General features: G+C 69.3%; 23 protein-coding genes. 8 read left to right on the forward strand and 15 right to left on the reverse strand.

Features of this window, described 5'->3' with window-relative positions:
* Nucleotides 1-15 precede the first annotated feature (15 nt).
* On the reverse strand, nucleotides 16-2,088 hold the full coding sequence (locus tag R0232_RS00115; protein WP_431510877.1) for a VIT and vWA domain-containing protein: 2,073 nt from the start codon (nucleotides 2,086-2,088) through the stop codon (nucleotides 16-18).
* Between the two features lie 187 nt (nucleotides 2,089-2,275).
* On the opposite strand from R0232_RS00115, the gene creD reads away from it, so the two are divergent.
* The 4 genes from creD (at nucleotide 2,276) to R0232_RS00135 (ending at nucleotide 8,127) form a co-directional block, all read left to right on the forward strand.
* The gene (gene creD / locus R0232_RS00120; RefSeq protein ID WP_431510878.1) at nucleotides 2,276-3,724 is read left to right on the forward strand and encodes a cell envelope integrity protein CreD; all 1,449 of its coding nucleotides are present in this window, start codon (nucleotides 2,276-2,278) and stop codon (nucleotides 3,722-3,724) included.
* Nucleotides 3,721-5,037: a glycoside hydrolase family 3 N-terminal domain-containing protein gene (locus R0232_RS00125; RefSeq protein WP_431510879.1), complete on the forward strand. Its 1,317-nt coding sequence runs from the start codon at nucleotides 3,721-3,723 to the stop codon at nucleotides 5,035-5,037. Before creD ends, R0232_RS00125 begins: the two co-directional genes overlap by 4 nt.
* Nucleotides 5,038-5,050: 13 nt before the next feature.
* Entirely contained in the window at nucleotides 5,051-7,435 is a 2,385-nt protein-coding gene (locus R0232_RS00130; protein ID WP_431510880.1) for a penicillin-binding protein 1A, read from the forward strand.
* Between the two features lie 80 nt (nucleotides 7,436-7,515).
* Nucleotides 7,516-8,127 carry a hypothetical protein gene (locus R0232_RS00135; RefSeq protein WP_398495205.1) on the forward strand — a complete coding sequence of 204 codons (612 nt, stop codon included), beginning with the start codon at nucleotides 7,516-7,518 and terminating at the stop codon, nucleotides 8,125-8,127.
* 4 nt (nucleotides 8,128-8,131) lie between these two features.
* Here R0232_RS00135 and creC read toward each other — a convergent pair whose 3' ends face one another.
* Together creC and R0232_RS00145 are read right to left on the reverse strand one after the other, a co-directional pair.
* Nucleotides 8,132-9,568, reverse strand: coding sequence for a two-component system sensor histidine kinase CreC (gene creC, locus R0232_RS00140; protein ID WP_431510881.1), 1,437 nt, complete (start codon nucleotides 9,566-9,568; stop codon nucleotides 8,132-8,134).
* On the reverse strand, nucleotides 9,565-10,377 hold the full coding sequence (locus tag R0232_RS00145; protein WP_431510882.1) for a response regulator: 813 nt from the start codon (nucleotides 10,375-10,377) through the stop codon (nucleotides 9,565-9,567). Before R0232_RS00145 ends, creC begins: the two co-directional genes overlap by 4 nt.
* 560 nt (nucleotides 10,378-10,937) lie before the next feature.
* On the opposite strand from R0232_RS00145, the gene R0232_RS00150 reads away from it, so the two are divergent.
* The gene (locus R0232_RS00150) at nucleotides 10,938-11,912 is read left to right on the forward strand and encodes a YcjF family protein (RefSeq protein WP_431510883.1); all 975 of its coding nucleotides are present in this window, start codon (nucleotides 10,938-10,940) and stop codon (nucleotides 11,910-11,912) included.
* 4 nt (nucleotides 11,913-11,916) lie between these two features.
* On the opposite strand, the gene cueR is transcribed toward R0232_RS00150, so the two are convergent.
* Both cueR and R0232_RS00160 read right to left on the reverse strand, forming a co-directional pair.
* On the reverse strand, nucleotides 11,917-12,336 hold the full coding sequence (gene cueR, locus R0232_RS00155; protein ID WP_093343632.1) for a Cu(I)-responsive transcriptional regulator: 420 nt from the start codon (nucleotides 12,334-12,336) through the stop codon (nucleotides 11,917-11,919).
* The gene (locus tag R0232_RS00160) at nucleotides 12,333-12,527 is read right to left on the reverse strand and encodes a heavy-metal-associated domain-containing protein (RefSeq protein WP_057591827.1); all 195 of its coding nucleotides are present in this window, start codon (nucleotides 12,525-12,527) and stop codon (nucleotides 12,333-12,335) included. Before R0232_RS00160 ends, cueR begins: the two co-directional genes overlap by 4 nt.
* A 147-nt stretch (nucleotides 12,528-12,674) precedes the next feature.
* Here R0232_RS00160 and R0232_RS00165 point away from each other — a divergent pair, with 147 nt between their 5' ends.
* Nucleotides 12,675-14,933, forward strand: a complete 2,259-nt coding sequence (locus tag R0232_RS00165) for a heavy metal translocating P-type ATPase (protein ID WP_431510884.1) — start codon at nucleotides 12,675-12,677, stop codon at nucleotides 14,931-14,933.
* Between the two features lie 7 nt (nucleotides 14,934-14,940).
* On the opposite strand, the gene R0232_RS00170 is transcribed toward R0232_RS00165, so the two are convergent.
* The 5 genes from R0232_RS00170 to R0232_RS00190 all read right to left on the reverse strand — a co-directional run bounded on the left by R0232_RS00170 (nucleotide 14,941) and on the right by R0232_RS00190 (nucleotide 19,297).
* Nucleotides 14,941-15,423, reverse strand: coding sequence for an N-acetyltransferase family protein (locus tag R0232_RS00170; RefSeq protein ID WP_431510885.1), 483 nt, complete (start codon nucleotides 15,421-15,423; stop codon nucleotides 14,941-14,943).
* Between the two features lie 59 nt (nucleotides 15,424-15,482).
* Entirely contained in the window at nucleotides 15,483-16,619 is a 1,137-nt protein-coding gene (locus R0232_RS00175; RefSeq protein WP_431510886.1) for a sterol desaturase family protein, read from the reverse strand.
* 47 nt (nucleotides 16,620-16,666) lie between these two features.
* Nucleotides 16,667-17,977 carry a beta-ketoacyl-[acyl-carrier-protein] synthase family protein gene (locus R0232_RS00180; protein WP_431510887.1) on the reverse strand — a complete coding sequence of 437 codons (1,311 nt, stop codon included), beginning with the start codon at nucleotides 17,975-17,977 and terminating at the stop codon, nucleotides 16,667-16,669.
* Nucleotides 17,974-18,264, reverse strand: coding sequence for a phosphopantetheine-binding protein (locus R0232_RS00185; RefSeq protein ID WP_093343637.1), 291 nt, complete (start codon nucleotides 18,262-18,264; stop codon nucleotides 17,974-17,976). The genes R0232_RS00180 and R0232_RS00185 overlap by 4 nt, the downstream gene beginning before the upstream one ends.
* Nucleotides 18,265-18,424: 160 nt before the next feature.
* Nucleotides 18,425-19,297 carry an alpha/beta hydrolase gene (locus R0232_RS00190; protein ID WP_208513819.1) on the reverse strand — a complete coding sequence of 291 codons (873 nt, stop codon included), beginning with the start codon at nucleotides 19,295-19,297 and terminating at the stop codon, nucleotides 18,425-18,427.
* Between the two features lie 137 nt (nucleotides 19,298-19,434).
* Here R0232_RS00190 and R0232_RS00195 point away from each other — a divergent pair, with 137 nt between their 5' ends.
* A complete protein-coding gene (locus R0232_RS00195) occupies nucleotides 19,435-20,124 on the forward strand; it encodes a response regulator transcription factor (protein WP_093343640.1) in 690 nt (229 codons plus the stop codon).
* A 49-nt stretch (nucleotides 20,125-20,173) separates the two neighbouring features.
* A complete protein-coding gene (locus tag R0232_RS00200; protein WP_431512953.1) occupies nucleotides 20,174-21,550 on the forward strand; it encodes a sensor histidine kinase in 1,377 nt (458 codons plus the stop codon).
* Here the strand turns inward: R0232_RS00200 and gloA2 are convergent.
* From gloA2 to gstA, 5 genes are all read right to left on the reverse strand, one after another.
* The gene (gloA2, locus tag R0232_RS00205) at nucleotides 21,534-21,956 is read right to left on the reverse strand and encodes an SMU1112c/YaeR family gloxylase I-like metalloprotein (RefSeq protein ID WP_431510888.1); all 423 of its coding nucleotides are present in this window, start codon (nucleotides 21,954-21,956) and stop codon (nucleotides 21,534-21,536) included. The two genes, R0232_RS00200 and gloA2, sit on opposite strands and share 17 nt — an antisense overlap.
* Nucleotides 21,953-22,426 carry a GNAT family N-acetyltransferase gene (locus R0232_RS00210; protein ID WP_431510889.1) on the reverse strand — a complete coding sequence of 158 codons (474 nt, stop codon included), beginning with the start codon at nucleotides 22,424-22,426 and terminating at the stop codon, nucleotides 21,953-21,955. The genes gloA2 and R0232_RS00210 overlap by 4 nt, the downstream gene beginning before the upstream one ends.
* Nucleotides 22,423-22,908 carry a RidA family protein gene (locus R0232_RS00215; RefSeq protein WP_093343645.1) on the reverse strand — a complete coding sequence of 162 codons (486 nt, stop codon included), beginning with the start codon at nucleotides 22,906-22,908 and terminating at the stop codon, nucleotides 22,423-22,425. The genes R0232_RS00210 and R0232_RS00215 overlap by 4 nt, the downstream gene beginning before the upstream one ends.
* Nucleotides 22,909-22,953: 45 nt before the next feature.
* Nucleotides 22,954-24,057, reverse strand: a complete 1,104-nt coding sequence (locus tag R0232_RS00220) for an alkene reductase (RefSeq protein ID WP_431510890.1) — start codon at nucleotides 24,055-24,057, stop codon at nucleotides 22,954-22,956.
* A gap of 237 nt (nucleotides 24,058-24,294) precedes the next feature.
* Complete coding sequence (gstA, locus tag R0232_RS00225; RefSeq protein WP_093343648.1) at nucleotides 24,295-24,903, reverse strand: glutathione transferase GstA; 609 nt, start codon at nucleotides 24,901-24,903, stop codon at nucleotides 24,295-24,297.
* Nucleotides 24,904-25,009 lie beyond the last annotated feature (106 nt).

Genomic DNA, 25,009 nt, shown 5'->3' on the forward strand with positions numbered 1-25,009 from the left:
GGTCGTGCTCCCGCATCAGGCCGTGAAACGGCGTGCATCGTGGCGGCGCGCGCGGCGGCGCAGCATCGCCAGCACCGACAGCACGACCGCGATGGCGCCCAGCGTCTCGGGCTCGGGCGTGCTCGGCACCTCGGCGCCGAGCGCGCCGCCGTCCACGGCGGTATCGCTGACGCCCTGCGGCATCGGCAACGGCTGGTTCACGCTGGCGCTGTCCTGCGGCGCGGCATTGCGCACCACCTTGTCGACCGCGATGAAGCTGGTGTATTGGGTCAGCAGGCTGTACTTGAGGCCGAGCTCGGTGATGCGGTCCTTGAAGGCCGCGCTGCCTTCGAGCGCTTCCTGGTCGCTCAGGCTCTGGATGCGATGGCGCGCCCACAGCGTGCGCAGCGCGGCCGTGTCCTGGCGCGTGCGCGCATCGATGCGCACTTCCTGGCGATACGGGCCTTCGGCGCCCTGGCCCTCGACGATCACGCGCCCGCGCGCCTCGCCGCGCCACTTGCCGAACACGATCACCGGCCGTTCGCCCAGCACGTCGGGCAGCGCCTGCGGCTCCACGTCGTAGACATCCAGTCCGCCGAAGGTGGCCTTCACGCTGGTCAGCACCGGCGACTCGACCATGCGGCGGAAGCGCGCGGCCTGCTCGGGCGCCTGCGCCGGGTCGGTGATGATGAAGGGCTCGCCCATGCCGGCGCGCGCGATGCCTTCCATCAGGCTGCGGTTGACCGAGGAGCCGATGCCGAAGGCGAACACGTTGGCCTTCGACAGGTTGTTGCGCACCAGCTCGAAGGCCTCGCGCTCGACCGTCACGTAGCCGTCGGTCACCACCACCACGGTGCGCGAGACCTTCTCGTCCTTCGGCTCGGCATACACGCGCTTGAGTGCCGGGATCAGCTCGGTGCTGCCGCCACCCTCGAAGTTCTTGATGGTGGCCAGTGCCTGTTCGATGTTGGCGCGGGTCGCGGGCACCGAGGCCGGCGACAGCATCTTGTTGCTGCCCGAGAACAGCAGCACGTTGAAGGTGTCGCTGGGGCGCAGGCCGCCGATCAGGCGTTCGAGCACCGTCTTCGCGGTGTCGAGCGGAAAGCCGTGCATCGAACCCGAGATGTCGACCACGAAGATGTAGTCGCGCGGCGAGATGGCGCTGGCGGCCACGGCCTTGGGCGGCTCAACCATCGCGAGGAAGAAGTTCTCGGCATTCTCGCCCTGGCCCTTGTAGAGCATCAGGCCCGATTCGATCTTCTCGCCCGCGAGGCGGTAGTCGAGCACGAAGTCGCGGTTGTCGGCCGGGCGGCCGTCGGCGGCCAGCTCGATCTCGGCATGGCGGTCCTCGTCGCTCTTCTTCACGGCGATGGCGTGCGTCATCGAGCGGATCTCCTTCAGGCCCATCGGCGTGTCGATGCTGGCCTTGAGCCGGAAGGTGGTGCCGGCCGGCACGCCCGCGCGCAGCGTCGGCTGGCCGACCCAGGGCGCCTGTGCGTTCGAGGACTGCGGGCTGTTGTAGCGCGGGCCCACCACGGTGGGGAACACGAACGCGTAGTTGCCCGACTGCGGCACCAGCAGCTCGCTGTAACGCAATTCCACCTTCACGTCGTCGCCCGGCAGGATGTTGGCGACGTTCATCTGGAACACGTTCGGCAGATGCTGCTCGAGCAGCGCGGCGGTCTTGCCTTCGCGCTTGGCGGTGTCGTATTCGATCTTCGCCTGCTGCTTCTCGCGGATCTGCGCGGTGATCAGGCGGTCGGCCAGGCGCACGTTGAGGCCGCTCACGGCCGCCTGGGTCGAACCCGGGAACACGTACTTGGCCTCGATGGGCCGCTGGCCCTCGTTGCGGTAGGTCTGGGTCACCGTCACGTCGGCGATCACGCCCGAGATCTTCACCGAGACCTCGGTGCCCTTGAGCGGCAGCCGGTCGATCGAGGGATCGTCGCTCTTCACGAAGAAATACGGGCTCTCGGTCTTCAGGCGCGGCGCGGTCGCTTCCTGCGCATGCACGGGATTCAGGCTCAGCGCGACGAAGCCCGCGACCGCGAGGCTCAGCGTCGCCAGCCAGAGCCAGCGGCCGGGTCGATGGGTGGAGGGGGTGTGCATGTCGGGTCCTCTTCTCTGTGTATCGGATGGCCTGCACTGTCGCCAGCCTGCGAGAAGGCATTGGGAAGGCTTCTTGAAGTCCGCCGCGCTGTGTGAAGTCCGCGTGAAGTCGCCGCGCCGCCACGCTTCACACGGGCTTCGGATCGCACGGCGAGCATCCGGTCCGTCGTCAACGAGGAGAGAAAACATGCTTCAACTGCTGAAGGATTCGATGCTGGCCAAGGTGGGCGGGCTGCTGCTGCTGGTGCTGCTGCTGTGCATTCCGCTGGCCGAGATCGACCGCATCAACAACGAGCGCGGCGACAGCCAGCGCGAGGCCGCCGCCGAACTGGCCGCCACCTACGCGGGCCCGCAGACCGTGGTGGGCCCGCTGCTGCTGGTGCCCTACGTCGAACGCTGGATGGAACCGCTGCGCGACGCGCAGGGCAAGGTGATCGGCCAGGAGGCGCGCAGCAAGGAGATGGCGCACGTGGTGTTCCCCGACAAGCTGCACATCGAGGGTTCGATGACGCCGCAGCAGCGCTACCGCGGCATCTTCAAGATCCCGTTCTACACGCTCGACGCCACGCTGTCGGGCGGCTTCGCGGCCTTCGACCCCGAGGCGGTCGCGCACAGCGAGCCCGATTCGAAGATCGAATTCAAGGCCCCGCTGGTGGCCTTCAACGTGAGCGACCTGCGCGGCCTCGACGGTTCGCCCGCGCTGACGGTGAACGGCGCCGAACTGCGGCTGCGCCAGCGCGTGCCCGGCCTGCCCGACGACTCCTGGTTCGCCAACGGCATCCACGCGCCGCTCGGCGGCGCGGCCCTGGCCGCCTGGCAGTCGCGCGCGGCGCTGCCCTTCGAGATGAAGCTCTCGCTGGTCGGCCAGGACACCCTGTCGATGGTGCCGATCGCGGAAGAAACCAGCGCGCACCTGAAGTCGCCCTGGGCCCATCCGAGCTTCGGCGGCCGCTTCCTCGCGGCCAAGCGCGAGGTCACGCCGCAGGGCTTCGATGCGCACTGGCGCGTGTCCTCGCTCGTGAGCTCGGCGCGCGAACAGGTGCGTGTCGACCTGGCGGGCCGCGCCGACGCGACGGCGGCCTCGGCCAACGGCAATGTGCGCGCCGGCCCGCAGCCCTTCAACCCGCAGAGCTTCGATGTCTCGCTCGCGCAGCCGATCAACGTCTATTCGATGAGCACCCGCGCGGGCAAGTACGGCGCGCTCTTCATCGGCCTGGTGCTGATGGCCGCCTTCATGTTCGAGCTGTTCCGCAAGCTGCGGCTGCACCCGGTGCAGTACGGCCTGGTGGGCCTGTCGATCGCGATCTTCTTCCTGCTGCTGCTGGCACTGTCGGAGAAGCTGGCCTTCTGGCTCGCCTATGCGGGCGCGGCCGGCGCGAGCGTGCTGCTGCTGGGCATCTACTTCGCCGCGGTGCTCGGCAGCTGGAAGCGCGGCGCCGGTTTCGCGGCCTTCGTCGCGGTGCTCTACGGTGCGCTCTACGGGCTGCTGGCCTCCGAGAGCAACGCGCTGCTGCTCGGCGCGCTGCTGATCTTCGGCATGCTCTCGGCGCTGATGCTGATGACGCGCAAGGTCGACTGGTATGCACTGTCGCGCCGGCCCGAAGCCGCGCCGGCGGCCCTCGTCGATCCGGCATGAAAGCGCTGCGCGTCGCGCTCGGTGCCCTGGGCTGGCTGGCACTGGCCGTCCTCTGCTGCTGGGCCTGGCACCTGAAGGATCCGCACCTGCGTTTCCTGCGCGCCTGGGAGGTGCCGCTGCTGCTCGCGCTCGCGGGCGGTGGCGTGGCGATCGTCTGGCGCTTCGCGCGCCGTTCGCTGCGCCCGATGCTGCTCGGGCTGCTGTGCGCGGTGATGCTCTGCAGCGGGGCCGACGAACTCTCGAGCCGCCAGCGCCGCGCGGAAGTACTCGCCGCATCGGACGCGCAGGCACGCAGGCTCGGCGCGCACTTCATCGTCGGCTACGAGAACGCCGAGATGCCGATGCTGCGCGAGCTCGCGCGCCACGGCGCGATCGGCGGCATCTTCGTGACCGGCCGCAACGTCAGGGGCCGCAGCGCGACGCAACTGCGCGAGGAGATCTCGAGCCTGCAGGACTTGCGCATGGCGGCCGGCCTGCCGCCGCTGATCGTCGCCACCGACCAGGAAGGCGGCACCGTGTCGCGGCTCTCGCCGCTGATCGAACGCCAGCCTTCGCTGGCCACCCTGATCGATGCCGACGTGCCCGAGAACGAACTCGCGCAGCGCGCCCGCGCCTATGGCGAGCAACAGGGCAGGGCGCTCGCCGCGCTGGGCATCACGCTCAACTTCAGTCCCGTGGTCGACCTGCGCACCGGCCGCGCGCCGGGCCGCTGGGACCTGCACACCCGCATCGACGAACGCGCGATCTCGGCCGACCCGGTCCTGGTCGCCGAAGTGGCGCGGGCCTACGAACAGGGCCTCGAAACAGTTGGCGTGCAAGGCACGCTCAAGCACTTTCCGGGACTGGCCGGCGTGGCCGAGGACACGCACCATGCGGCCGGCTTCCTGCGCACGCCCGCGGCCCGACTTGCAACACATGACTGGAAACCGTTTCAAGAGGTGTCGGCTTCGACACAAGCGGCTGTCATGCTCGCCCATGTGATCGTTCCAGAACTCGACCCCGACCATCCGGCATCGTTCTCGCGCAAAATCGTGCAGTCCGTGATTCGCGACGCGTGGGGCCACGACGGCCTGCTCGTCACCGACGATCTCACGATGGGTGCAGCCTACGACCGGGGCCTGTGCAACGCCACGGTGCGTGCGCTGAATGCCGGCGTGGACCTGCTGCTGGTCGCCTACGACCACGACAAGTACTTCGACGCGATGCACTGCGCGCGGCAGGCCGAGAGCCGCGGCGCCATCGACGCCGCCATGCTGGCCGCGAGCGCATCGCGGCTGGCCCGGAACCCGCGCCTGCGCGGACTCTCTCAATAGCAGGACCTCCCTCATGTTCAATCCCTTCAAGCCCCGCTCACCCGACGCCCCCGAACCACCGCGCTGGCAGCGCATCGCCGTCTGGAGCGCCATCGTCGCGGGCTCGGGCGTGCTGGTGCTCGCGGTCGCGGGCGCCGTCGCCATCGCCCTGATCTCGCCGCGCCTGCCCGACAGCTCCGAACTCGCCGATTACCGGCCCAAGCAACCGCTGCGCGTGTTTTCGTCCGACGGCGAGCTGCTCGGCGAATTCGGCGAGGAGCGCCGCAACCTCACGCCCTTCGCGGCGATCCCCAAGGTCATGAAGGACGCGGTGCTCGCCGTCGAAGACGCGCGCTTCTACGACCACGGCGGCGTCGACTACAAGGGCTTCCTGCGCGCGGCGGTGGCCAGCCTCAAGGGCGGACGCAAGCAGGGCGCCTCCACCATCACGATGCAGGTGGCGCGCAACGTCTACCTGAGCTCCGAGCGCACGCTGAGCCGCAAGGCCTACGAGATCCTGCTGTCGCTGCGGCTCGAGCAGCAGCTGACCAAGGACCAGATCCTCGAGATCTACATGAACCAGATCTACCTCGGCAACCGTGCCTACGGTTTCGCCGCGGCATCGGATGCCTACTTCGGCAAGCCGCTGGCCAACATCACGATCGCCGAGGCCGCGATGCTCGCGGGCCTGCCCAAGGCACCGGGCACCAACAACCCGGTGGCCAATCCGCGCCGTGCCCGCGCGCGCCAGCTCTACGTGATCGACCGCATGCAGGAGACCGGCTTCATCACCGCCGAGCAGGCGGCCGAGGCCAAGAAGGAGGAACTGCACCTGCGCGATGCCGCCGACCCGAACCGGCTGCACGCCGAGTTCGTGGCCGAGACAGTGCGCCAGATGATGCATTCGCAGTACGGCGACAGCATCTACACCAGCGGCATGAAGGTCTACACCTCGCTGGTGGCGGCCGACCAGTCGGCGGCCTACCGCTCGCTGCGCCGCGGCATCATGGACTACGAGCGCCGCCAGCCCTACCGCGGCCCCGAAAAGTTCGTCGACCTGCCCGACGATCCGAAGGAGGTCGACGAAGCGGTCGACGACGCGCTGGCCGAGCATCCCGACAACGGCGACGTGATCGCGGCCGTGGTGCTCGATGCCTCGCCCAAGCAGGTCAGCGCGGTGCGCGCGAACGGCGAGGCGATCGAGATCACGGGCGAAGGCCTGCGCCCCGCGCAGTCGGGCCTGGCGGCCAAGGCGCAGCCCAACATCAAGATCCGCCGCGGCGCGGTGATCCGCGTGGCGCGCACGGCCAAGAACAGCTGGGAGATCACGCAGCTGCCCGAGGTCGAGGGCGCCTTCATCGGCATGGACCCGCGCACCGGCGCGATCAAGGCGCTGGTCGGCGGCTTCGACTACAGCAAGAACAAGTTCAACCACGTGACGCAGGCCTGGCGCCAGCCCGGTTCGAGCTTCAAGCCCTTCATCTACTCGGCCGCGCTCGAGAAGGGCTTCACGCCCGCCACCGTGGTGAACGACGCGCCGCTGTACTTCGAGCCCGGTGCCAACGGCGGCCAGCCCTGGGAACCGAAGAACTTCGACGGCGGTTTCGAAGGCCCGATGCCTCTGCGCACCGCGCTGATGAAATCGAAGAACCTGGTGACGATCCGCGTGCTGCAGTCGATCGGCACCGACTATGCGCAGGACTGGATCACGCGCTTCGGCTTCGACAAGGACAAGCATCCGGCCAACCTGCCGATGGCGCTCGGCGCGGGCTCGGTCACGCCGCTGCAGATGGCCGCCGGCTATTCGGTGTTCGCCAACGGCGGCTACCGCGTCAACCCCTACCTCGTGACGCGCGTGACCGATGCCAAGGACAAGGTGCTGATGGAAACCGAGCCGCCGGCGCTCGACGAAAGCAACCGCGCGATCCCCGCGCGCAACGCCTACCTGATGGACTCGCTGCTGCAGAGCGTGGTGCGCAACGGCACCGGCTTCAAGGCCTACCAGGCGCTCAAGCGCGACGACCTGTTCGGCAAGACCGGCACCACCAACGACTCCTTCGACACCTGGTTCGCGGGCTTCCAGCCCACCATGGTCGGCGTGACCTGGATCGGCTACGACACGCCGCGCCAGCTCGGCGTGCGCGGCGAGACCGGCGGCAGCCTGAGCCTGCCGATCTGGACCGGCTACATGCAGACCGCGCTGCGCGGCGTGCCGGTGGCGCAGCTGCCCGAGCCGCCCGGCCTGGTGCACGTGGACGGCGAACTCTACTTCGACGATTACGCGCCGGGCCGCGGCGTCGCGAGCCTGGGCCTCGAGCCCGAGGCCGCGCCGCAGCCGGTCGAGGTGCTGACTGGCGTGCCGATCGGCGCGCCGCCACCGCCCGAGGAACGCAACCGCATCCTGGACTTCTTCCGCTAGGGCCGCGGGCGGCAGGGGCCGCGCCGGGGTCTCTACACTCGGCGCACTCCCTTTCTTCCCGTCCGCCCGTTCCCAAGTCCATGGAAATCCTCACCCTGGTGGCGCTGATCGCCATCGGCGCCTACCTCCTCAAGTCCCACGACCAGCGCCGGCGCATCGCGCTGCTGGCGCGCCACCTGGGCAACTACCAGATCGAGAAGCTGATGGAGAACCTCACCGAGGGCTACCTGCGCTGCCTCGGCGAGGACGATCCCGAGCGGCGCCAGCAGGTCTGGGGCGTGCTCGACGCGACCGAGGCGCGGCTCGCGGCCCAGTTCGCCAATTTCGCGGCCGAGTTCGCGCGCGTGGATGCTGCGCAGACGCGCGTGAGCACCTCGCCGCTGGCGACGCTGCCCTATGCGCACCTGCTGTTTCCGCGCGAGACCTTCGACCTGCGCGCGGCCTTCGCGATCCATGCGCGCGGCATCAACGAGGTGATGCACAACCGCGCCGGCCGCAGTCCCAAGGACAAGGCCTACACGCTGTCGGCCGAGCTGTTCCTGATGCAGCACACCTGCCACTGGTTCTGCAAATCGAAGATGGTGGCCTCGGCGCGCATGCTGGCGCGCCACAAGACCCCGTACGAGCAGCTGATCGCCTCGGTCAGCGAAGGCACGCGGCGCGACTACCTCGCGCTGATCGGGCGCCAGTAGCAGCTCAGGGCGACAGCAGCGGCAGCGTGAGCGTGGCCACCGCGCCGCCGCGCGTCGCATTGCCGAGCTCGATGCGGCCGTGGTGCAGCGCGGCGATCTCCTTGACGAAGGCCAGGCCCAGCCCGGTACTCTTCTTCTGGCTGTGCGGCCGCGCCAGCGAATAGAACTTCTGGAAGACCTTCTCCTGCGCGTAGTCGGGAATGCCCGGTCCGCGGTCGCGCACGCTCACGCGTGCCAGCCGCGAGGTGGTCTCGAGTGTCATGCGCACCTCGCTGCCGGTCGGCGAGAAATCGATCGCGTTGTCGAGCAGGTTGCTGACGGCGCGCCGCAGCAGGAAGGGATCGCCCTCGACCGAGGCCTCGGCCCGGATGTCCACGTGCACGCGGATGTTGCGTTGCGCCGCGGCGCTCCGGGCGCTGATCGCGATGTCGTCGATCAGCGAGGCCAGCGCCACCGGCTGCGTGCGCTCGAGCGCACGCCGGGTCTCGAGCGCGGTCAGCTCCATCATGCGGTCGACGATCTCCTGGATGCGCTGGGTCTCGCGCGCGATGTTGGCGAGGAAACGCTCGCGCTCCTCGTGCGGCATCGAGGGTTCCTGCAGCAGCTCGGCCGCACCGCGGATCGCCGACAGCGGGCTCTTCACCTCGTGGGTGAAGGTCTGCACGTAGTCGGCGACGTAGTTGCGGCCGGTCAGCGTGTCGCGCATCTCGCTGAAGCCGCTGCGCACCGCGTCGACCGCGCGCCGCGCCATGCGCCGCAGGCTGAGGCTGCGCTGCGCGCGCACCCAGCCCCAGTAGTCGCGGATCAGCCCGAAGGGCCGCACCAGCCAGACCGAGACGATCACCGCGAGCAGCAGCAGCGCCAGCGCCGAGCCCACGCCGACCCAGATCGTGCGCGCCCGCGCGTCCTCCACGAACTGGCCGAAGCTCTGCACCGGCTTGCCCACGCTGACCATGCCGACGATCTCGTTGTTCCAGCGGATCGGCGCGCCCACGTACATCACCGAGGTGCGCGGATCGACGTCGACGTCGCGCGAGGTGCGCGCGCCGTAGAGACCGGCCAGCGTGCGGCTCACGTCGCTCCATTTCGAATAGTCGGCGCCCAGGTGCCGGCCGAGCGAATCGAACATCACGCGGCCGCTGCGGTCGGTCACGTAGACGCGCAGCTCGACCCGGCTCTTGTGCAGGTTGTAGATCTGGGCCGAGAACTCGCGCGCATAGAGCGTGCGGAACAGCGGCTCGAGCCGCGCCGTGTTGATGGCCCCCGCGATCACGTCCTGCTCGACCAGGCTGGCCACCAGTTGCGAGGTCTCGACCAGCGATTCCTCGGCCGACTCGCGGTAGCGCGGATCGATGTCGGAGACGACGCGGTACAGCAGGAAGGCGATGCCGGCCGTGTAGATCAGCAGGATACCGATGAAGATGCGCGTGCGCCGGGTCACGAGATCCTGGCGGGCAGTTCTTCGTTGAGTGCGTAGCCGGTGCCGCGCAGCGTGCGGATCGGCTCGACCTCGGGCGCGATCGCCTTGAGCTTGGCGCGCAGGGTCTTGATGTGGGCATCGACGGTGCGGTCGAAACTTTCGCTCGCGTCGTCCCAGACGAGTTCGAGCAATTCGTCGCGCGTGAACACGCGCCCCGGGCGCTGCACCAGCAGGCGCAGCAGACCGTATTCGTAGCGCGAGAGTTCGAGCAGCCGGCCGTAGTAGCGGATCTGCATGCGCTCCTGGTCGAGCACGAAGGGCTGGCTGGGCGCTGGAGGGGTCTGAGGCGCCGCAGGCGCCGCCTGGGGCGCGCCGGCATGGGGGACCCCCTGTTCGGAGGTTCCGGGGCTTCCTGGCGTTCCTGAGGGCCCTGGCGCGCCCCGCGCGCTGCGCCGAAGAATGGTGCGCACGCGCGCCACCAGTTCGCGCGGCGAGAACGGCTTGGCGACGTAGTCGTCGGCGCCGAGCTCCAGCCCCACCACGCGGTCGATCTCGTCGCTGCGCGCCGTGAGGAACAGCATCGGCACCTCCGGTCCGCCCATGGCCTGGTTCAGCGTGCGCAGCCGCTTGAACAGCTCGAAGCCGTTCATGTCGGGCAATCCCACATCCAGTATCGCCAGCGCTGGCGCCTCCTGCGCGAACTGCGCCAGCGCGTCTTCCGCGGTGGCGCACCAGACCGGCGTGAAGCCGTCGCTCTTGAGCACGTACTGGAGGGTGTCGGCGATGCCCGATTCGTCCTCGGCGATCAGGATCCGCGGTTTGAAGCTCATCCAGCGATGGTAGCGAGCGCCACGGGGCGGGCGCCAGCCACGCCGACGGCGTTGCAACGAGGCGCGGCCTTCGGACTTTTTTTCGGGCGCGACCTTTGGTCTCTCTCTATTTCTTATTCTTCTTATTCAAATTAGTAGTAGTAGATAAGGGTCCACCCCTTCTGTGGACAGGCCGCTTTTTTCGTTATGTGACAAGCACTTGTCATACAGCGGTCACTGTGCGCAGCCGTGCTTTTGTGCTGTCGCGTCCAAAGGGACAACCTGGCGCATCCGTCCGGCGCTGTGGATAACCACCTGCTTGTGCCAGAACTCTCCCCAGAGTTGTCCTTTGACAGCCCTCCGGAAATCTGCGAAAGGCGTTTTTCGGGTGAGGAAATTCATTGCCTATTTTTTAAGCGGTCTGTAGATTCCCCATAAAAATCAATAACTTGCCGTGCCCCTACAAAGTAGTTCTGTGGTTATCCACAGAGTTGCACCCGCTTTGTGGGGAGAACGCGCGGCGGAACCTTCCCCCGGTCTTCCGACCGAACTTCGTCCTTCACCTTGTGGAAATTCCAGCCGTGACACCTTCCGAAACCCAGGCCATCGTGACCCTCAGCCTGCTGGCCGCCTTCGTCGACGGCGAAAAGCACGAACGCGAGCGCGCGGAGATCAAGCGCATCGCCGAAGGGCTGTCGCAGACCGACGGCCTGAACCTGCCGACGCTCTACCAGGACGTGCTGATGAAGCGCGTCTCGCTGCCGTCGGTGGCGGCGCAGCTGCAGAGCACCGAGGCGAAGCAGCTCGCCTACGAGATGGCGGTGTGCGTGTGCGATGCCGACGGCGCGCAGTCGCAGGCCGAGCGGATGTTCCTGACCGACGCGCGCACCTCGCTCGGGCTCGATGCCTCGGCGACGCAGTTCTCGAACCAGGCCGAGGAGATCGCGGCGGCCGGGGCGGTGGCCGGTGCCTCCGCGGGCGCCGTGGTGGCCGCGGCGCCGGTGCCGGCCGTCGCGGCGGGCGCGTCGCCGCTGTCGCCCGACAGCGCCGAGCTCGACAAGTCGATCCTCAATGCCGCTATCCTCAACGGCGCGCTCGAGCTGCTGCCCGAGACGCTGTCGACCATGGCGATCATTCCGCTGCAGATGAAGCTGGTCTACCGCATCGGCAAGGCGCACGGCTACGAGCTCGACAGCGGCCACGTCAAGGATTTCATCGCCACCGTGGGCGTGGGCCTGACCTCGCAGTACCTCGAGCAGGCCGGGCGCAAGCTGTTGGGCGGGCTGCTCGGCAAGGTGGGCGGGGGCCTGCTGCGCGGCGTCGGCAAGCAGGCCGTGAGTTCGGGCATGAGCTTTGCCACCACCTATGCGCTGGGCCATGTCGCCAAGCGCTACTACGCGGGCGGCCGCACGCTGTCGACGCAGATGCTCAAGGACGCCTTCTCGGGCGTGGTGCAGGAAGGCCAGGGCCTGCAGTCGCGCTACCTGCCGGCGATCCAGGAGAAGGCCCGCACGCTCGATGCGGGCAAGGTGCTGTCGCTGGTCCGGGGCGCCTGAACCGTCAGGCGGTCTTCGACAGGTCGTCGAGGATCGGGCACTCGGGCCGCGCATCCCCGTGGCAGCAGTGCACCAGGTGGGCCAGGGTGCTGCGCATCGATTGCATGTCGGCGATGCGCTGCTCCAGTTCCTCGAGGTGCTTCTGCGCGATGCGCTTCACGCTCGAACTCGTGCGCCGGCGGTTGTGCCACAGGCCCACGAGCTCGGCGATCTCTTCCATCGAGAAGCCGAGGTCGCGCGAGCGCTTGATGAAGCGCAGCGTGTGGATGTCGGCATCGCCGTACTGGCGGTAGCCGCTGTCGGTGCGCGCCACCGCGCTCAGCAGGCCCAGGCCCTCGTAGTGGCGCACCATGCGCGCGGACACGCCCGACAGCCGGGCGGCCTCGCCGATCGCCACGGGGCCGTGCGTGACCGGCACCGTCATTGAACCCGGTAGCCGGCGTTCTCGATCGCCGCCACCAGATCCTGGCGCGGCTGCTGGCTCAGCACGTCGACATGGCCGGTCTCGAGATCGACCGTGACCTGGGCCTCGGGGTCGACCGTCTGCACCGCGTTCTGCACGGCGTTCACGCAATGTCCGCAGCTCATGCCCGCGACCTGGAATTTCTGGCTCATCGTTTCTGCTCCTTCGTGGATGGAAAGGTGGGCGTTGGCCCGTTCGGAAACCGAAGTCTGAACCTTGCCACGATGTCAACGTCCAGTCCAGGGACTCTTTTTGCCGCGCTTGACCTTGCCATGGTGTGAAGCTTTAGCCTTCGCACCATGGAAAACGTACAAGAACGGCCGTTGCCGAATCTCACGCTGGACCTCTCGGTCGGCGGCATGACCTGCGCGTCCTGCGTGATGCGCGTGGAGCGCGCGCTCAAGGGCGTGCCCGGCGTCCAGGACGTCAGCGTGAACCTCGCGACCGAATCGGCGCGCGTGGTGGCGCAGGCGCAGGGTGGCGAGGACATCGATGCCCGGCTGCGCCGCGCGGTGCGCTCCGCCGGCTACGAGCCGCGCGCCGCGGCCGATGCGCAGGAGGAAGCCGCGGCGCTGTCGCCCTGGCACGGCTTCGGCCCGGTGGCGGTCGGCCTCGCGCTGTCGGCGCCGCTGATGCTGCCGATGGTCGGCGAGTTCTTCGGCCGCGACTGGATGCTCGACCCCTGGCTGCAGCTGCTGCTCGCGACGCCGGTGCAGTTCTGGCTCGGCGCGCGCTTCTACCGCGCGGGCTGGCATGCGGCGCGCGCGCTGACCGGCAACATGGACCTGCTGGTCGCGCTCGGCACCAGCGCGGCCTACGGGCTCTCGCTGTGGCTCTGGTGGCGCTCGGCCACCGGCGAGCACGCGGGCCACGGGATGATGCCGCACCTGTACTTCGAGGCCTCGTCGGTGGTCATCACGCTGGTGCTGCTGGGCAAGTGGCTCGAGGCGCGCGCCAAGCGCCAGGCGACCTCGGCGATCCGCGCGCTGCAGCAGTTGCGGCCCGAGGTGGCGCACCTGGTCGGCCAGCGCGGCGAGAGCGACGTGCCGCTGGCCGAGGTGATGGTGGGCGACCGCCTCGCGGTGCGCCCCGGCGAACGCGTGCCGGCCGATGCGCGCGTGGTGGAGGGCGAATCGGAGGTCAACGAGTCGATGCTGACCGGCGAGCCGCTGCCCGTGCCCAAGGGACCTGGCGACCTGCTGACCGGCGGTGCCGTCAACGGCGACGGCCGGCTGGTGGTCGAGGTGCGCGCGGTCGGTGCCGAGAGCGTGCTCGCGCGCATCATCCGGCTGGTCGAGGATGCGCAGGCCGCGAAGGCGCCGATCCAGCGGCTGGTCGACAAGGTGGCGGCCATCTTCGTGCCGGTGGTGCTGGTGATCGCGCTGCTCACCTTCGGCGGCTGGATGCTGCTCGGCGGCGCCGACATCGAGACCGCGCTGATCCACGCGGTGGCCGTGCTGGTCATCGCCTGCCCCTGCGCGCTGGGCCTGGCCACGCCGGTGGCGGTGATGGCGGGCACGGGCGTGGCGGCACGGCGCGGCATCCTCATCAAGGACGCGCGTTCGCTCGAACTCGCGCACCGCGTCGACACGGTGGCCTTCGACAAGACCGGCACGCTGACGCTGGGCCGGCCGGTGCTGACCGCGCTCGTGCCTGTCGCTCGGACCGTCGATGCCGATGCGCTGCTGGCCGTGGCCGCGAGCCTGCAGAGCGGCAGCGAACATCCGCTGGCGCGCGCCGTGCTCGTGGCCGCCGCCGACAAGAAACTGGCGGTGCCGGCGCTGCGTTCGATGCAGGCCATGCCGGGCCGCGGCGTGCGCGGCGAGGTCGAGGGCGAATTCGCCGGGGCCTGGGCGCTCGCGAGCCTGCGCTGGTGCCGCGAACTCGATGCCGATGTCGATGCCGCCGAGGTCGACCGGCTGCAGGCGCAGGGTGCCACGGTGTCGGCACTGCTGCGCTTCGATGCCGGCGGCGCGGCCGAGGCACTGGCCCTGCTGGCCTTTGCCGACGAGCCCAAGCCGCAGGCGGCCGAGACCGTCGCCGCGCTGCGTGCGCGCGGCCTGCGCGTGGTGATGATCTCGGGCGACAACCTGCGCGCCGCGCGCGCCATGGCAGCGCGGCTGGGTATCGCGCCCGAGGACGTGCGCGCCGAGGTGCTGCCGGCCGACAAGGCGCAGCAGGTGAGCGCGTTGCGCCGCGACGGCCACGTGGTCGCGATGGTGGGCGATGGCGCCAACGACGCGCCCGCGCTCGCGGCCGCCGACGTGGGCATCGCGATGGCGCCGGCCGATGGCGGCACCGACGTGGCGATGGAGGCCGCGGGCATCACGCTGATGCGCGGCGATCTCGCGCTGGTGGCGCAGGCGCTCGACCTCTCGGGACGCACCGTGGCGAAGATCCGGCAGAACCTGTTCTGGGCCTTCGCCTACAACGTGGCGGGGATTCCGTTGGCGGCCTTCGGACTGCTGAGCCCGGTGGTGGCCGGGGCGGCGATGGCGCTGTCGAGCGTGAGCGTGATGGCCAATGCCTTGCTGCTGCGGCGCTGGAAGGGTTCCTGAATTCGGCTCAATCGAGCAGCAGCGCCATCAGGTGATCGTCGATGTAGTCGGCTTCACCGGCGCGCTTGTAGAACTTGCGCAGCGTGCCCTCGCGCACGAAGCCCAGCTTCTCGTAGAAGCGCAGCGCGGGCGCGTTGTCGCTCTCGGCATAGAGCTCGATGCGCTTGACGCCGGCCGCGCGCAGTTGCTCGATGGCATCGCTCACCATGGCCAGCGCCACGCCGCGGCCATGGAAGGCCGGGTCCACCGCGAGCGTGCCGAGACAGGCGACGTGCGCCACGCGGCCCGGATAGCGCGTGGCGCGGTAGAAGCCGGCCATGCGGCCCTCGACCTCCCAGATATGGAAGCAGCCGCTGTGCACCAGTTCCTCGTGGATCGGCCGGAAGTCCGCGAGCGGCATCGGGTCGTAGCCGAGGAAGCGCACCACCTTCTCGTGCATGTAGAGGGCATGGACGGCAGCGAGGTCGCGGGAAGTGGCAAGTCGGCGCACGGTGGCTCCATGTTCGAGGTCGGTCAGGGGTCCGCAGGATAGCAATCCCGCGTGGCCGCTCAACCGGCCGCGAACAGGAGGGCACCGGCCAGCGCCAGCAGCAGCACCTGCGCGGGCCAGGCCCAGCGCAAGCGCAACCGCGCATCGAGCACCGCGCCCACGGCCCAGAAGCCCGCGATCGTCAGCGCCAGCAGTTCGAGCCCGGTGCGAAAAGCCATGTCGTCCGCGCGCCAGAGGAAGGCCAGCGTCATGCCGACCCAGCCCGCGAAATGCAGCGTGGCCGCGATCGCGCGTGCGCGGTCGACCGGTGGATCGTCGAGGGCGGCGGCCGCCTCGAGCGAGAAGTCGGGTTCGGGAAAGCGCGCCGCCACGTCGGCCGGCCGCCAGCCCGGCGATCGCCAGAACACGCCGAGCTTGTCGCGCCAGCGCCGCGTGTGCCAGGCATCGCGCGCGAGCGGCGCATAGGGGCCGAGCACGGCGCGCAGCGGATCGAAGCCCGCGAGCGGCTTGCGCGTGCCGTAGACGCAGCGCTCGCTCTCCTCGGCGAAGGTGCCGAACAGGCGGTCCCACACCACCAGCATGCCGCCGTAGTTGCGGTCGAGGTAGCCGTCGTTGACGGCATGGTGCACGCGATGGTTCGAGGGGGAGGAGAACACGCGGTCGAACCAGCCGAGCTTGCCGATGTGCTCGGTGTGGATCCAGAACTGGTAGACCAGCACGATCAGCCCCGCGAGGCCGAACTGTTCGGGCGGCACGCCCACCACGGCCATCGGCAGGTAGAAGGCCCAGCCGAGGAAGGCGACCATGCTCTCCTGTCGCAGCGCGGTCGAGAAATTGAAGCGCCGGCTCTGGTGGTGCACCGCATGCGCGGCCCAGAACAACGCCGACTCGTGGCCCGCGCGATGCAGCCAGTAGTCGCAGAAGTCGAACAGCAGGACCGCGGCGATCCAGCCGAACGCGCTGTCCCAGAAGCCCGCGTCGGTGCAGAGCGCGACGTGCGGATAGACCAGCGCGTAGAGGCCGATCTGGAACAGCTGCGTGCAGACCGCGAGCGCCTGGCTCAAGAGGCCCTGGCTCAGGCTCGCGACCGTGTCGGCGAAGCGGTAGGTGTTGCGCTGCTTGAGCCAGCCCCAGGCGAATTCGCAGGCCATCAGCAGCACGAACACCGGCACGACGAGAACCACCAGCCGATGCACTGCCTGCCTTGAGCCTTCCTGCGCGCGAAAAAAACTTCAGCGAAGTTTCAGCGAGATGGTGCGTCGATGCGTCCCGCGACCAGCACGGCATTGGTGCCGCCGAAGGCGAAGGAGTTCGACATCGCCCAGCGCATGCCGGGCACGGCGCGCGCCTCGCCGCGCACGAAGGCCAGGTCGAAGGCCGCGTCGGGCTCGCGCAGGTTGGCGATCGGCGGCACGGCCTCGTGCGCCAGTGCGCGCAAGGTCGCGATCAGTTCGATCGCACCGCCACCGCCGAGCACATGGCCGTGGATCGCCTTGGTGGCGCACACCGGCATCGCGCTGCCGAACAGCTCGCGCACCGAGGCGGCCTCGGCGGCATCGCCGGCCATGGTCGCGGTGCCGTGGGCATTCACGTGGCCGATCTGGGCGGCATCGATGCCCGCGTCGCGCAGTGCCGCGCGCATCGCGCGCACCTGGCCCGCGCTGTCGGGGTTGGTGATGTGCGTGCCATCGCAGTTGGTGGCGTAGCCGGCCAGCACGTAGGACGCACCGTCGCCCGTGTCGCCTGTGTCGGCCGTGCCGCGCGAACGCGCATGCGCTTCCGATTCGAGCACCAGCGCCGCGGCGCCTTCGCCGAGCGCGAAGCCCGCGCGGTCGCCCGAGAAGGGGCGGCAGGCGGTCTCGGGTGCATCGGCCGGTGGCGCGGCCATCACGCGCATCGCCTGCCAGCTCGCCATCACGCCGGGCGTGAGCATGGCGTCATGGCCGCCGACGATGGCGACGTCGATCCAGCCGCCGCGGATGGCGCGCATGGCTTCGCCGATCGCCACCGCCGACGAGGCGCAGGCGCAGGCATAGGCGATCGCCGCGCCGTGCGCGCCGAAGTGCAGCGCGAGCTCGGCCACCGCCGCATTGGGCATCACGGTGAGCACGGTCGTCGGCCGCATGCGGCGCTGCTCGCCATAGAGCGCCTGCGTGGTGTTGTCGAAGCTGCCCGCGCCCGCGAGGCCGCTGCCCCAGAAGATGCCGAGCCGTTCGGGGTCGACGCTGTCGCGCGCCAGTCCGGCCTGCGCCGCTGCATCCTGCGCGGCCGCGAGTGCCATCGCGGTGCCGCGGTCGAGCGGCAGGCGCGAGGTGCTGCGCACGCCGTTCGAATCGAAGTCGCAGGCGGCCACCGCGATCTCGACGCTGTCCATGCCGGGGATCGCGAGCGTGTGCGAACGCACGGCCGAGCGGCCATGGAACAGCGCATCGTCGAAGGCCTCGAGCGTGCGGCCGATCGGCGTGACGAAGCCGATGCCGCTGACGCGCACCGGCGGCGCCGCGATGCGCTGCGCCGAAGCCGCGATCACCGCGTGTTCTACACCGCTGCTCATGCGTGCGCCGCCTCAGGCGCGTTCGCGGTGTTCGCCGTCGCGGCGCTCTCCGCATCGATCACTTCGCACAGGCGCTGCAGCGTGATGCCTGCTTCGCGCGGATCGAGACGGTCCTCGGGAATGCGCAGATGGAAGGCGTCCTCGACCGCGAAGACGAACTCCATCAGCGCGAGCGAGTCGAGGCCCAGGTCGGTGAGCGCGGTCTGCGGTGCGACCAGGTTCGCTTCGACGTGGAAGTCGTTCTCGAGGATGCGCGCGATGCTGTTGAAGGTGGGCGAAGTGGACATGGGGCTTGTTCCTTTCAGGCGAAGCGTGATGCACGATCGTCGTGCGGAAGTGCCATCGGTCGGCGCTGCGAATGCAGGGAAGGCGCGCGTCGCCGCGTCACCTTGCGTTTTTCATTGTGGGGCGGGATCGATGGCATCGCGATGGCGAACGCATTCCTTTTCAGGAAGCCTTCAGAGAGGAAATGGGGGCATCGGCGCCCGTGCCATGCGCGACTTCGTCGGCGAACGCGACGGTCTCGCGCACCACCTGCTGGCGGTCGTTGTCGATGGTGATCATGTGGTAGCTGTTGCTCACCACGACGCTGCGGAACGACCGGCAGCGCAGGCCGCGCGCGAGGATCTCGAGGTTGGCCACGCTGGCCACCTCGTCCTGCTGCGCATGCAGCGCGAGCACGCGGTCGCACTGCACGCGATGCAGGTTGGCGCGCACGTGGCGGATCAGCCGATGGTGTTCGCGCAGGTGGCCCACGCCGATCACCGAGCTGCCGGCGCGCGAGATCTTGCGGTGCCGCAGCTCGCGCTCGATCCAGGCGCGCACGCGTTCGTTCTTCACGCCGTAGGGCGGGCGTTCGCGGTACTGCCAGAAGCGGCCCAGCGGCGTGTAGTAGGCCAGCGGCAGCAGCATCTGCGTGCGCGGAATGGCCCAGCCGTCGAAGCGCAGCGTGGTCGACATCAGCACCAGCGCATCGACCGCGTCGCCGCAGCGGATGGCGGCGCCGAGCGCGAGCGAGGAGCCGGCCGAGATGCCCACGAGCAGCACGCGCTCGTGCGTCTCGCGCAGGGCCGTGACCTGGGCCTCGATGCTGTCGAGCCACTGCTGGAAGGGCGCGGCCTGCTGCATCGGCGCATTGGCGTCGAAGGAGTAGCCGGGGATCGACATCGGGTGCACCGCATAGCCGCCGTCGCGCAGCGCGGACTGCACGGTCAGCAGTTCGTCAGGTGTGCTGCACAAACCATGCAGCAGCACGACCGCGGTGCGTTGCACGGCGGGGTGCACGAAGCTCAGCAGGCTGGAAGGTTCGCGTGCGCTCATGACGATGCGGCCCCGATGAAAAGGAACCGTGCGGCGATGGGCTGTCGTATGCTCATGCCGTGTTTATCGCGTGTCGTACTGACCGCCTGCTGACCCTCCCGCGAGCAAGAATAGGCACCTCAACCCACTCGAAAATCATGCGAATCCTGCTAGTCGAAGACGATGCCGTGCTGCGCGACGTGATGCTTCGCAGCCTCGCGGACGCCGGTCACCGCGTCGATGTTTCCACCAACGTCGAGGACGCCGACCACCTCTGGCGCGTGCAGCCCTTCGATGCGGTGCTGCTCGATCTGAACCTGCCCGCCACCGCGAGCGCGACCAGCGGTCTCGCGAGCGGACTCACCGCGTTGCGACAGGCGCGTGCGCGCGGCGATCGCACACCGGTGCTCGTGCTGACCGCGCGCGGCCGCACCGAGGAACGCATCGCGGGCCTCGATGCCGGTGCCGACGACTACCTCGGCAAGCCCTTCGACCTGGCCGAGGTCGAGGCGCGCTTGCGCGCGCTGGTGCGGCGCGCGAAGGGCACCGAAGACATCGTGCTGCTGGGCCAGTTGAAGCTCGACCGCAAGGCTCGGCGCTTCTCCACCGCGAGCGGTCCGCTCGACCTGCCGGCGCGCGAGTTCGAGGTGCTGTGGGAACTCATGAGCCCGCCGGGCCGCACGGTGAGCAAGCGTGCGCTGTCCGACAAGCTCTCGAGCTTCGACGAATCGCTGGGCGACAACGCGCTCGAGGCCTTCATCTCGCGGCTGCGCAAGAAGCTGGTCGGTTCGGGCGCGAGCATCCGCACGCTGCGCGGCATCGGCTACCTGCTCGAAGCCGAAGTCTGAGCGCGCCGCGACCGTGAGCGAAAGCGAGAGCGAAGCAGCGCACGCGCGCATCGCGCCCAGGCCGCCGCGCGCGGTGTCCACGCTCACGCGGCGCGTGCTGCGCAACGTGCTGGTGCCGCTCGCGCTGAGCTGGATGGTGGGCGCGGTGATCGCGCTGGTCATCGCCAACTACTTCTCCGAACAGGCCTTCGATCGCGGCATGCTCGACGACGCCTATGCGCTGTCGGCCAACGTGCAGGCGGGCGAGCGCGGCATCGAGCTGCTGCTCACGCCACGCGAGGTGGCGACGGTGCTGTTCGACCAGATCGACAAGGTCAATTTCTCGGTGCAGCGGCTCGACGGCACCTTGATCTCGGGTGCCGACGACCTGCAGGCGCCACTGCCCGTGGGCGGCGCGCGCTATCGCTTCTCCGACGTCACCTACCAGGGCAAGCCGATGCGCGCGGTGGTGCTCGAGCACGATGCCGAGCCCGGTGTCGCGATGCCCTATCGCGTGGTCATCGCGCAGACCACGCTGAGCCGCACGGCGCTCGTGCGGCAGCTGCTGGGCTATGCGCTGGCGCCGCAGGTGCTGTTGCTGATGTTGCTCGCCGTATGGCTCTGGCATGGGATCCGCAGCGATCTGCGGCCGCTCGGCGACCTGCAGCAGGCGCTCGATCGGCGCGACGTGCGCGACCTCTCGCCGGTGACGGTGGTGCAGACTTCGCGCGAGCTGCAGCGGCTCGGCGAAGCGGTCAATGCGCTGTTCGAGCGGCTGGGCCACAGCGTGCGCGGACAGCGCGAATTCGTGGGCAACGTGGCGCACGAGTTGCGCACGCCGCTCGCGGGCATCCGTGCACTGGCCGACTACGGTCTCGCGCAGCAGAAGCCCTCGGTGTGGCGCGAGCAGCTCGAGCAGGTGGCCAAGAGCCAGGAGCGCGCGAGCCACCTGATCGACCAGCTGCTCGCGCTCGCGCTGGCCGACGAGGCCAGCACCAGCCTCGAGACCGAACCGGTGCGGCTCGATGCGCTGGCCGAGCAGACGGTGCTGCGGCACCTCGCGCGCGCCGATGCGCGTGGCGTGGACCTGGGCGCGCGCGGCCTCGACGACAGCGTGACGGTGCAGGCCAACGAGGCGCTGGTCGAGGGCATCCTCGACAACCTGATCGACAACGCGTTGCGTTATGGCGGGCGCACCATCACGGTCGAGGTCAGCGGCGAAGTGCTCAGCGTGATCGACGACGGCCCCGGCATTCCGCTCGATGCGCAGCGCCTGTTGATGCAGCGTTGGGCACAGGGCCCGGCGGGGCAGAAGCTGGGGCAGGGCTCGGGGCTGGGCCTGTCGATCGTGGCGCGCTATGCCGAGCTGCTGGGGGCCGAGCTGCGGCTCGAGGCGGCCGAGCCGACGGGCTTGAAGGTCAGCGTCGATTTCACGCGCAAGGGCTAGGAGTCTGCGCGGCCTCGTAGAGCTCGAGCGGCAGCCCGTCGGGATCGGCGAAGAAGGTGAAGCGCCGGCCCGTGTATTCATCGACGCGGATCGGTTCGACGGCAATGCCCTGCGCCTCGAGCGCATCCGCCGCGGCGCGCACGTCGGGCACCTCGAAAGCCAGGTGGCGCAGCCCGCGCGCCTCGGGGCGCGAGACGCGCGGCGGCGGATCGGGAAAGGAGAACAGCTCGATCTGCGAGCCGTCGGGCAGCGCGAGATCGAGCTTGTACGAGTTGCGCTCGGCACGCAGGTGCTCGGCAACGATGCGCAGGCCCAGCACCTCGCTGTAGAAGCGCTTCGACACCGCGTAGTCGGAACAGATGATCGCGGCATGGTGGATGCGCGCGAGCTTGGGCGTGGCGTTCATCGCAGCGCCTTGCGCAGGAAGACGCGCGTGCGGTTCTCGAGCACCAGGCGCCGGTATTCGACATAGCCGATGCGTTCGTAGAGCGCGCGGTTCTCGCTCATCTTCTCGTTGGTGAACAGGTAGATCGAATCGAAGCCCTGGCGCAGCGCCTCGCGCTCGGCGAGCTCGAGCAGGGCGCGGCCCGCGCCACTGCCCTGGTGCCTCGGTTGCACCGCGATCACGTCGATCAGGAAGCCTTCGTCGGTGATGTCGAGCACGAGCGCGGCCGCGATCTCCGTGGCATCCACGACATCGGCGGCGACCCACACCTGTTGCAACTCGATGGCGCTTGCGTAGTCCTTGCTCATCGGCAGCGGCACGATCGGCAGGCGCGGCAGGTAGACGCTGAAGGCGGCGATCGCGCAGTCGCGGATCGCGTTCGCATCGGCCGCTTCGGCGCGGCGCAGGCTCCAGCGCGGCGCTTCGCTCATTCGGCGATCTCCACCTCGGCCTCGATCTCCACCGGGATGTTGAACGGCAGCTCGGCCATGCCGACCGCGCTGCGCGCATGCGCGCCGACCTCGGGCCCGAAGAGCTCGAGCACGAGGTCGGAGAAGCCGTTGATGACCGAGGGCTGGCGGTCGAAGCCCGGGGCCGAGGCGACCATGCCGAACACGCGCGTCCAGGCCGTGATGCGGTCGAGGTCGCCGAGCGCGCGCTGCAGGCTGCCGAGCATCGCGAGCGCGGTGAGGCGCGCGGCTGCGTAGCCCTGTTCCACGTCGAGCTCGCGCCCGAGCTTGCCCAGCGGCGCGGCGATGCTGCCGTCGGCATTCAGCGGGCCATGGCCCGAGACGAAGGCGCGCCGCCCGACGATGCGCACGAAGCGAAAGGGCAGCACCACGCCCGGTGGCGGCTGGACGGCGGGCGGAAGGACGAGGCCGCGCGCGGCCAGCTGGTTCTCGATCTGCGACATGGCGCAACGGTACCCGAAAGCACCGCGCGCCGGTCGTCCGCGGGCTCAGGCCAGCGCGGGGTAGTCGGTGTAGCCCTTGGCGCCGCCGCCGTACAGGGTGGCCTTGTCGAGCTCGTTGAGCGGCGCGTGCTCGCGCAGGCGGCGCACCAGGTCGGGGTTCGAGATGAAGGGCTTGCCGAAGGCGACGAGGTCGTCGCCTTCCTTCACGGCTTCCTCGGCGAGCGGGCGGTCGTAGCCGTTGTTGACCATCCAGGCGGCCTTGCCGCCGGCGTTGCGGTAGGCGGCCTTGAGCGCCTCGTAGTCGAAGGGCCGGTCGGCGATCTCGCGCGGGCCGCCGGTGGCGCCTTCGATGATGTGGACGTAGGCCAGGTCGAGCTTCGCCAGTTCCTTCACCACGTAGGTGAACAGTGGCTGCGGGTTGCTGTCGTGCACGTCGTTGGCCGGAGTGACCGGCGACAGGCGGATGCCGGTGCGGCGCGCGCCCACGGCATCGGCCACGGCGCGCGTGATCTCGAGCAGGAAGCGCGCGCGGTTCTCGATGCTGCCGCCGTAGTCGTCGCTGCGCTGGTTGCTGCCGTCCTTGAGGAACTGGTCGAGCAGGTAGCCGTTGGCGCCGTGGATCTCGACGCCGTCGAAGCCCGCGGTCTCGACCGCGTTGCGCGCGGCGGTGGCGAAGCCGTGGACGATGCCGGGGATCTCCGCGGCGTCGAGCGCGCGCGGTTCGGAGGTCTCGGTGAAGGTCGGCACGCCGTCATGGATCAGCACGGTCTTGGTCTTGGCGGTGATGGCCGAGGGCGCGACCGGTTGGCCGTTGTCGGGCTGCAGGCTGGTGTGCGAGACGCGGCCCACGTGCCACAGCTGCACCACGATCTTGCCGCCCTCGGCATGCACGGCGTCGGTCACCTTCTTCCAGCCGTCGAGCTGCTCGGTGCCGTAGAGGCCGGGCACGTCGGCGTAGCCCTGGCCCTGCTGGCTGATGGCGGTGGCCTCGGTGATCAGCAGGCCGGCGCTCGCGCGCTGCGCGTAGTAGGTGGGCGCGAGCGCCGTCGGGATGGCGTTGGGCGAGCGGTTGCGCGTGAGCGGCGCCATCACGATGCGGTTGGCGAGCTTCAGGTCGCCGGCTTGGACGGGGTCGAAAAGGGTGGACATGGCCGAGGCTCTTTGGGAAGTGGAATGGAAAAAGAAGGTGTGAACAGCGAACGCAAGCGCAAGGGTAGGGGCGGGGCCTCAACCCTGCTGCCACGGGGTTGTAGTCTTGGTGCTAGGCGATGCGGCGGTGCAAATGCAATCGGGTGGCATTGCTCGGGTGGCCCGCCAAAAGCAAACGGCCGGCGAGGTGCCGGCCGTTGATGGCGAAGCGCGATGGTGCGCCTCGGTGGTGCTGGATTACTTCAGCAGGCCTTCGGCCTTCATCGCTTCCTGCACCGCAGGACGCTCGCTCACGCGCGCGCGCCAGGCCTGGATGTTTGCGAAGCCCGCGAGGTCCACGCCGGTGGGCTTGGCCCAGTTGGTCACGGTGAACAGGTAGCCGTCGGCCACGCTGAACTGGTCGCCCATCAGGTACTGCTTGTTCGCGAGTTCGCCGTCGAGCCAGGTGAAGCGCGAAGTGAGCTTGTCGCGGCTGATGGTCTTGGCTTCCTCGGGCATGGCCGGGTTGAACAGCGGGCTGAAGCCCTTGTGGATCTCGGTGCCGATGAAGGTCAGCCACTCCTGCAGGCGGTAGCGCTGCAGGGTGCCGGCGGCGGGCGCGAGGTTCTTGGTGGGCACGAGGTCGGCGATGTATTGCAGGATCGCGGGGCCTTCGCGCAGGCGCGTGCCGTCGTCGAGTTCGAGCATCGGCACGTAACCCAGCGGGTTGATGCCGTAGTAGTCGGTGCCGTCCTGCAGCTTGTGGCTCTTGGTGCTGGCGAGCACCGGTTCGAAGGCGAGGCCGGCTTCGTGCATCGCGATGTGCGGCGAGAGCGAGCAGGCGCCCGGCGAGTAGTACAGCTTCATGCGAAAAACTCCAATCGATCGTTGAAATGGTTCTTTGGAACGCACCGGATGCTAGCGGGTTTGGGCGGCGCGGGTTTGTCCTACGGGTGCTTGGGCTCGGTGACTA

Origin of the sequence: Variovorax sp. DAIF25, assembly GCF_050711835.1 — a bacterium.
Classification (GTDB): Bacteria; Pseudomonadota; Gammaproteobacteria; order Burkholderiales; family Burkholderiaceae_C; genus Variovorax.

Coding starts and splice junctions, on each gene's coding strand:
- R0232_RS00115 (WP_431510877.1), bottom strand. CDS start 2,088: ATGCACACCCCCTCCACCCATCGACCCGGCCGCTGGCTCTGGCTGGCG.
- creD (WP_431510878.1), top strand. CDS start 2,276: ATGCTTCAACTGCTGAAGGATTCGATGCTGGCCAAGGTGGGCGGGCTG.
- R0232_RS00125 (WP_431510879.1), top strand. CDS start 3,721: ATGAAAGCGCTGCGCGTCGCGCTCGGTGCCCTGGGCTGGCTGGCACTG.
- R0232_RS00130 (WP_431510880.1), top strand. CDS start 5,051: ATGTTCAATCCCTTCAAGCCCCGCTCACCCGACGCCCCCGAACCACCG.
- R0232_RS00135 (WP_398495205.1), top strand. CDS start 7,516: ATGGAAATCCTCACCCTGGTGGCGCTGATCGCCATCGGCGCCTACCTC.
- R0232_RS00145 (WP_431510882.1), bottom strand. CDS start 10,377: ATGAGCTTCAAACCGCGGATCCTGATCGCCGAGGACGAATCGGGCATC.
- cueR (WP_093343632.1), bottom strand. CDS start 12,336: ATGACGGTGCCGGTCACGCACGGCCCCGTGGCGATCGGCGAGGCCGCC.
- R0232_RS00160 (WP_057591827.1), bottom strand. CDS start 12,527: ATGAGCCAGAAATTCCAGGTCGCGGGCATGAGCTGCGGACATTGCGTG.
- R0232_RS00165 (WP_431510884.1), top strand. CDS start 12,675: ATGGAAAACGTACAAGAACGGCCGTTGCCGAATCTCACGCTGGACCTC.
- R0232_RS00180 (WP_431510887.1), bottom strand. CDS start 17,977: ATGAGCAGCGGTGTAGAACACGCGGTGATCGCGGCTTCGGCGCAGCGC.
- R0232_RS00185 (WP_093343637.1), bottom strand. CDS start 18,264: ATGTCCACTTCGCCCACCTTCAACAGCATCGCGCGCATCCTCGAGAAC.
- R0232_RS00190 (WP_208513819.1), bottom strand. CDS start 19,297: ATGAGCGCACGCGAACCTTCCAGCCTGCTGAGCTTCGTGCACCCCGCC.
- R0232_RS00195 (WP_093343640.1), top strand. CDS start 19,435: ATGCGAATCCTGCTAGTCGAAGACGATGCCGTGCTGCGCGACGTGATG.
- gloA2 (WP_431510888.1), bottom strand. CDS start 21,956: ATGAACGCCACGCCCAAGCTCGCGCGCATCCACCATGCCGCGATCATC.
- R0232_RS00210 (WP_431510889.1), bottom strand. CDS start 22,426: ATGAGCGAAGCGCCGCGCTGGAGCCTGCGCCGCGCCGAAGCGGCCGAT.
- R0232_RS00215 (WP_093343645.1), bottom strand. CDS start 22,908: ATGTCGCAGATCGAGAACCAGCTGGCCGCGCGCGGCCTCGTCCTTCCG.
- R0232_RS00220 (WP_431510890.1), bottom strand. CDS start 24,057: ATGTCCACCCTTTTCGACCCCGTCCAAGCCGGCGACCTGAAGCTCGCC.
- gstA (WP_093343648.1), bottom strand. CDS start 24,903: ATGAAGCTGTACTACTCGCCGGGCGCCTGCTCGCTCTCGCCGCACATC.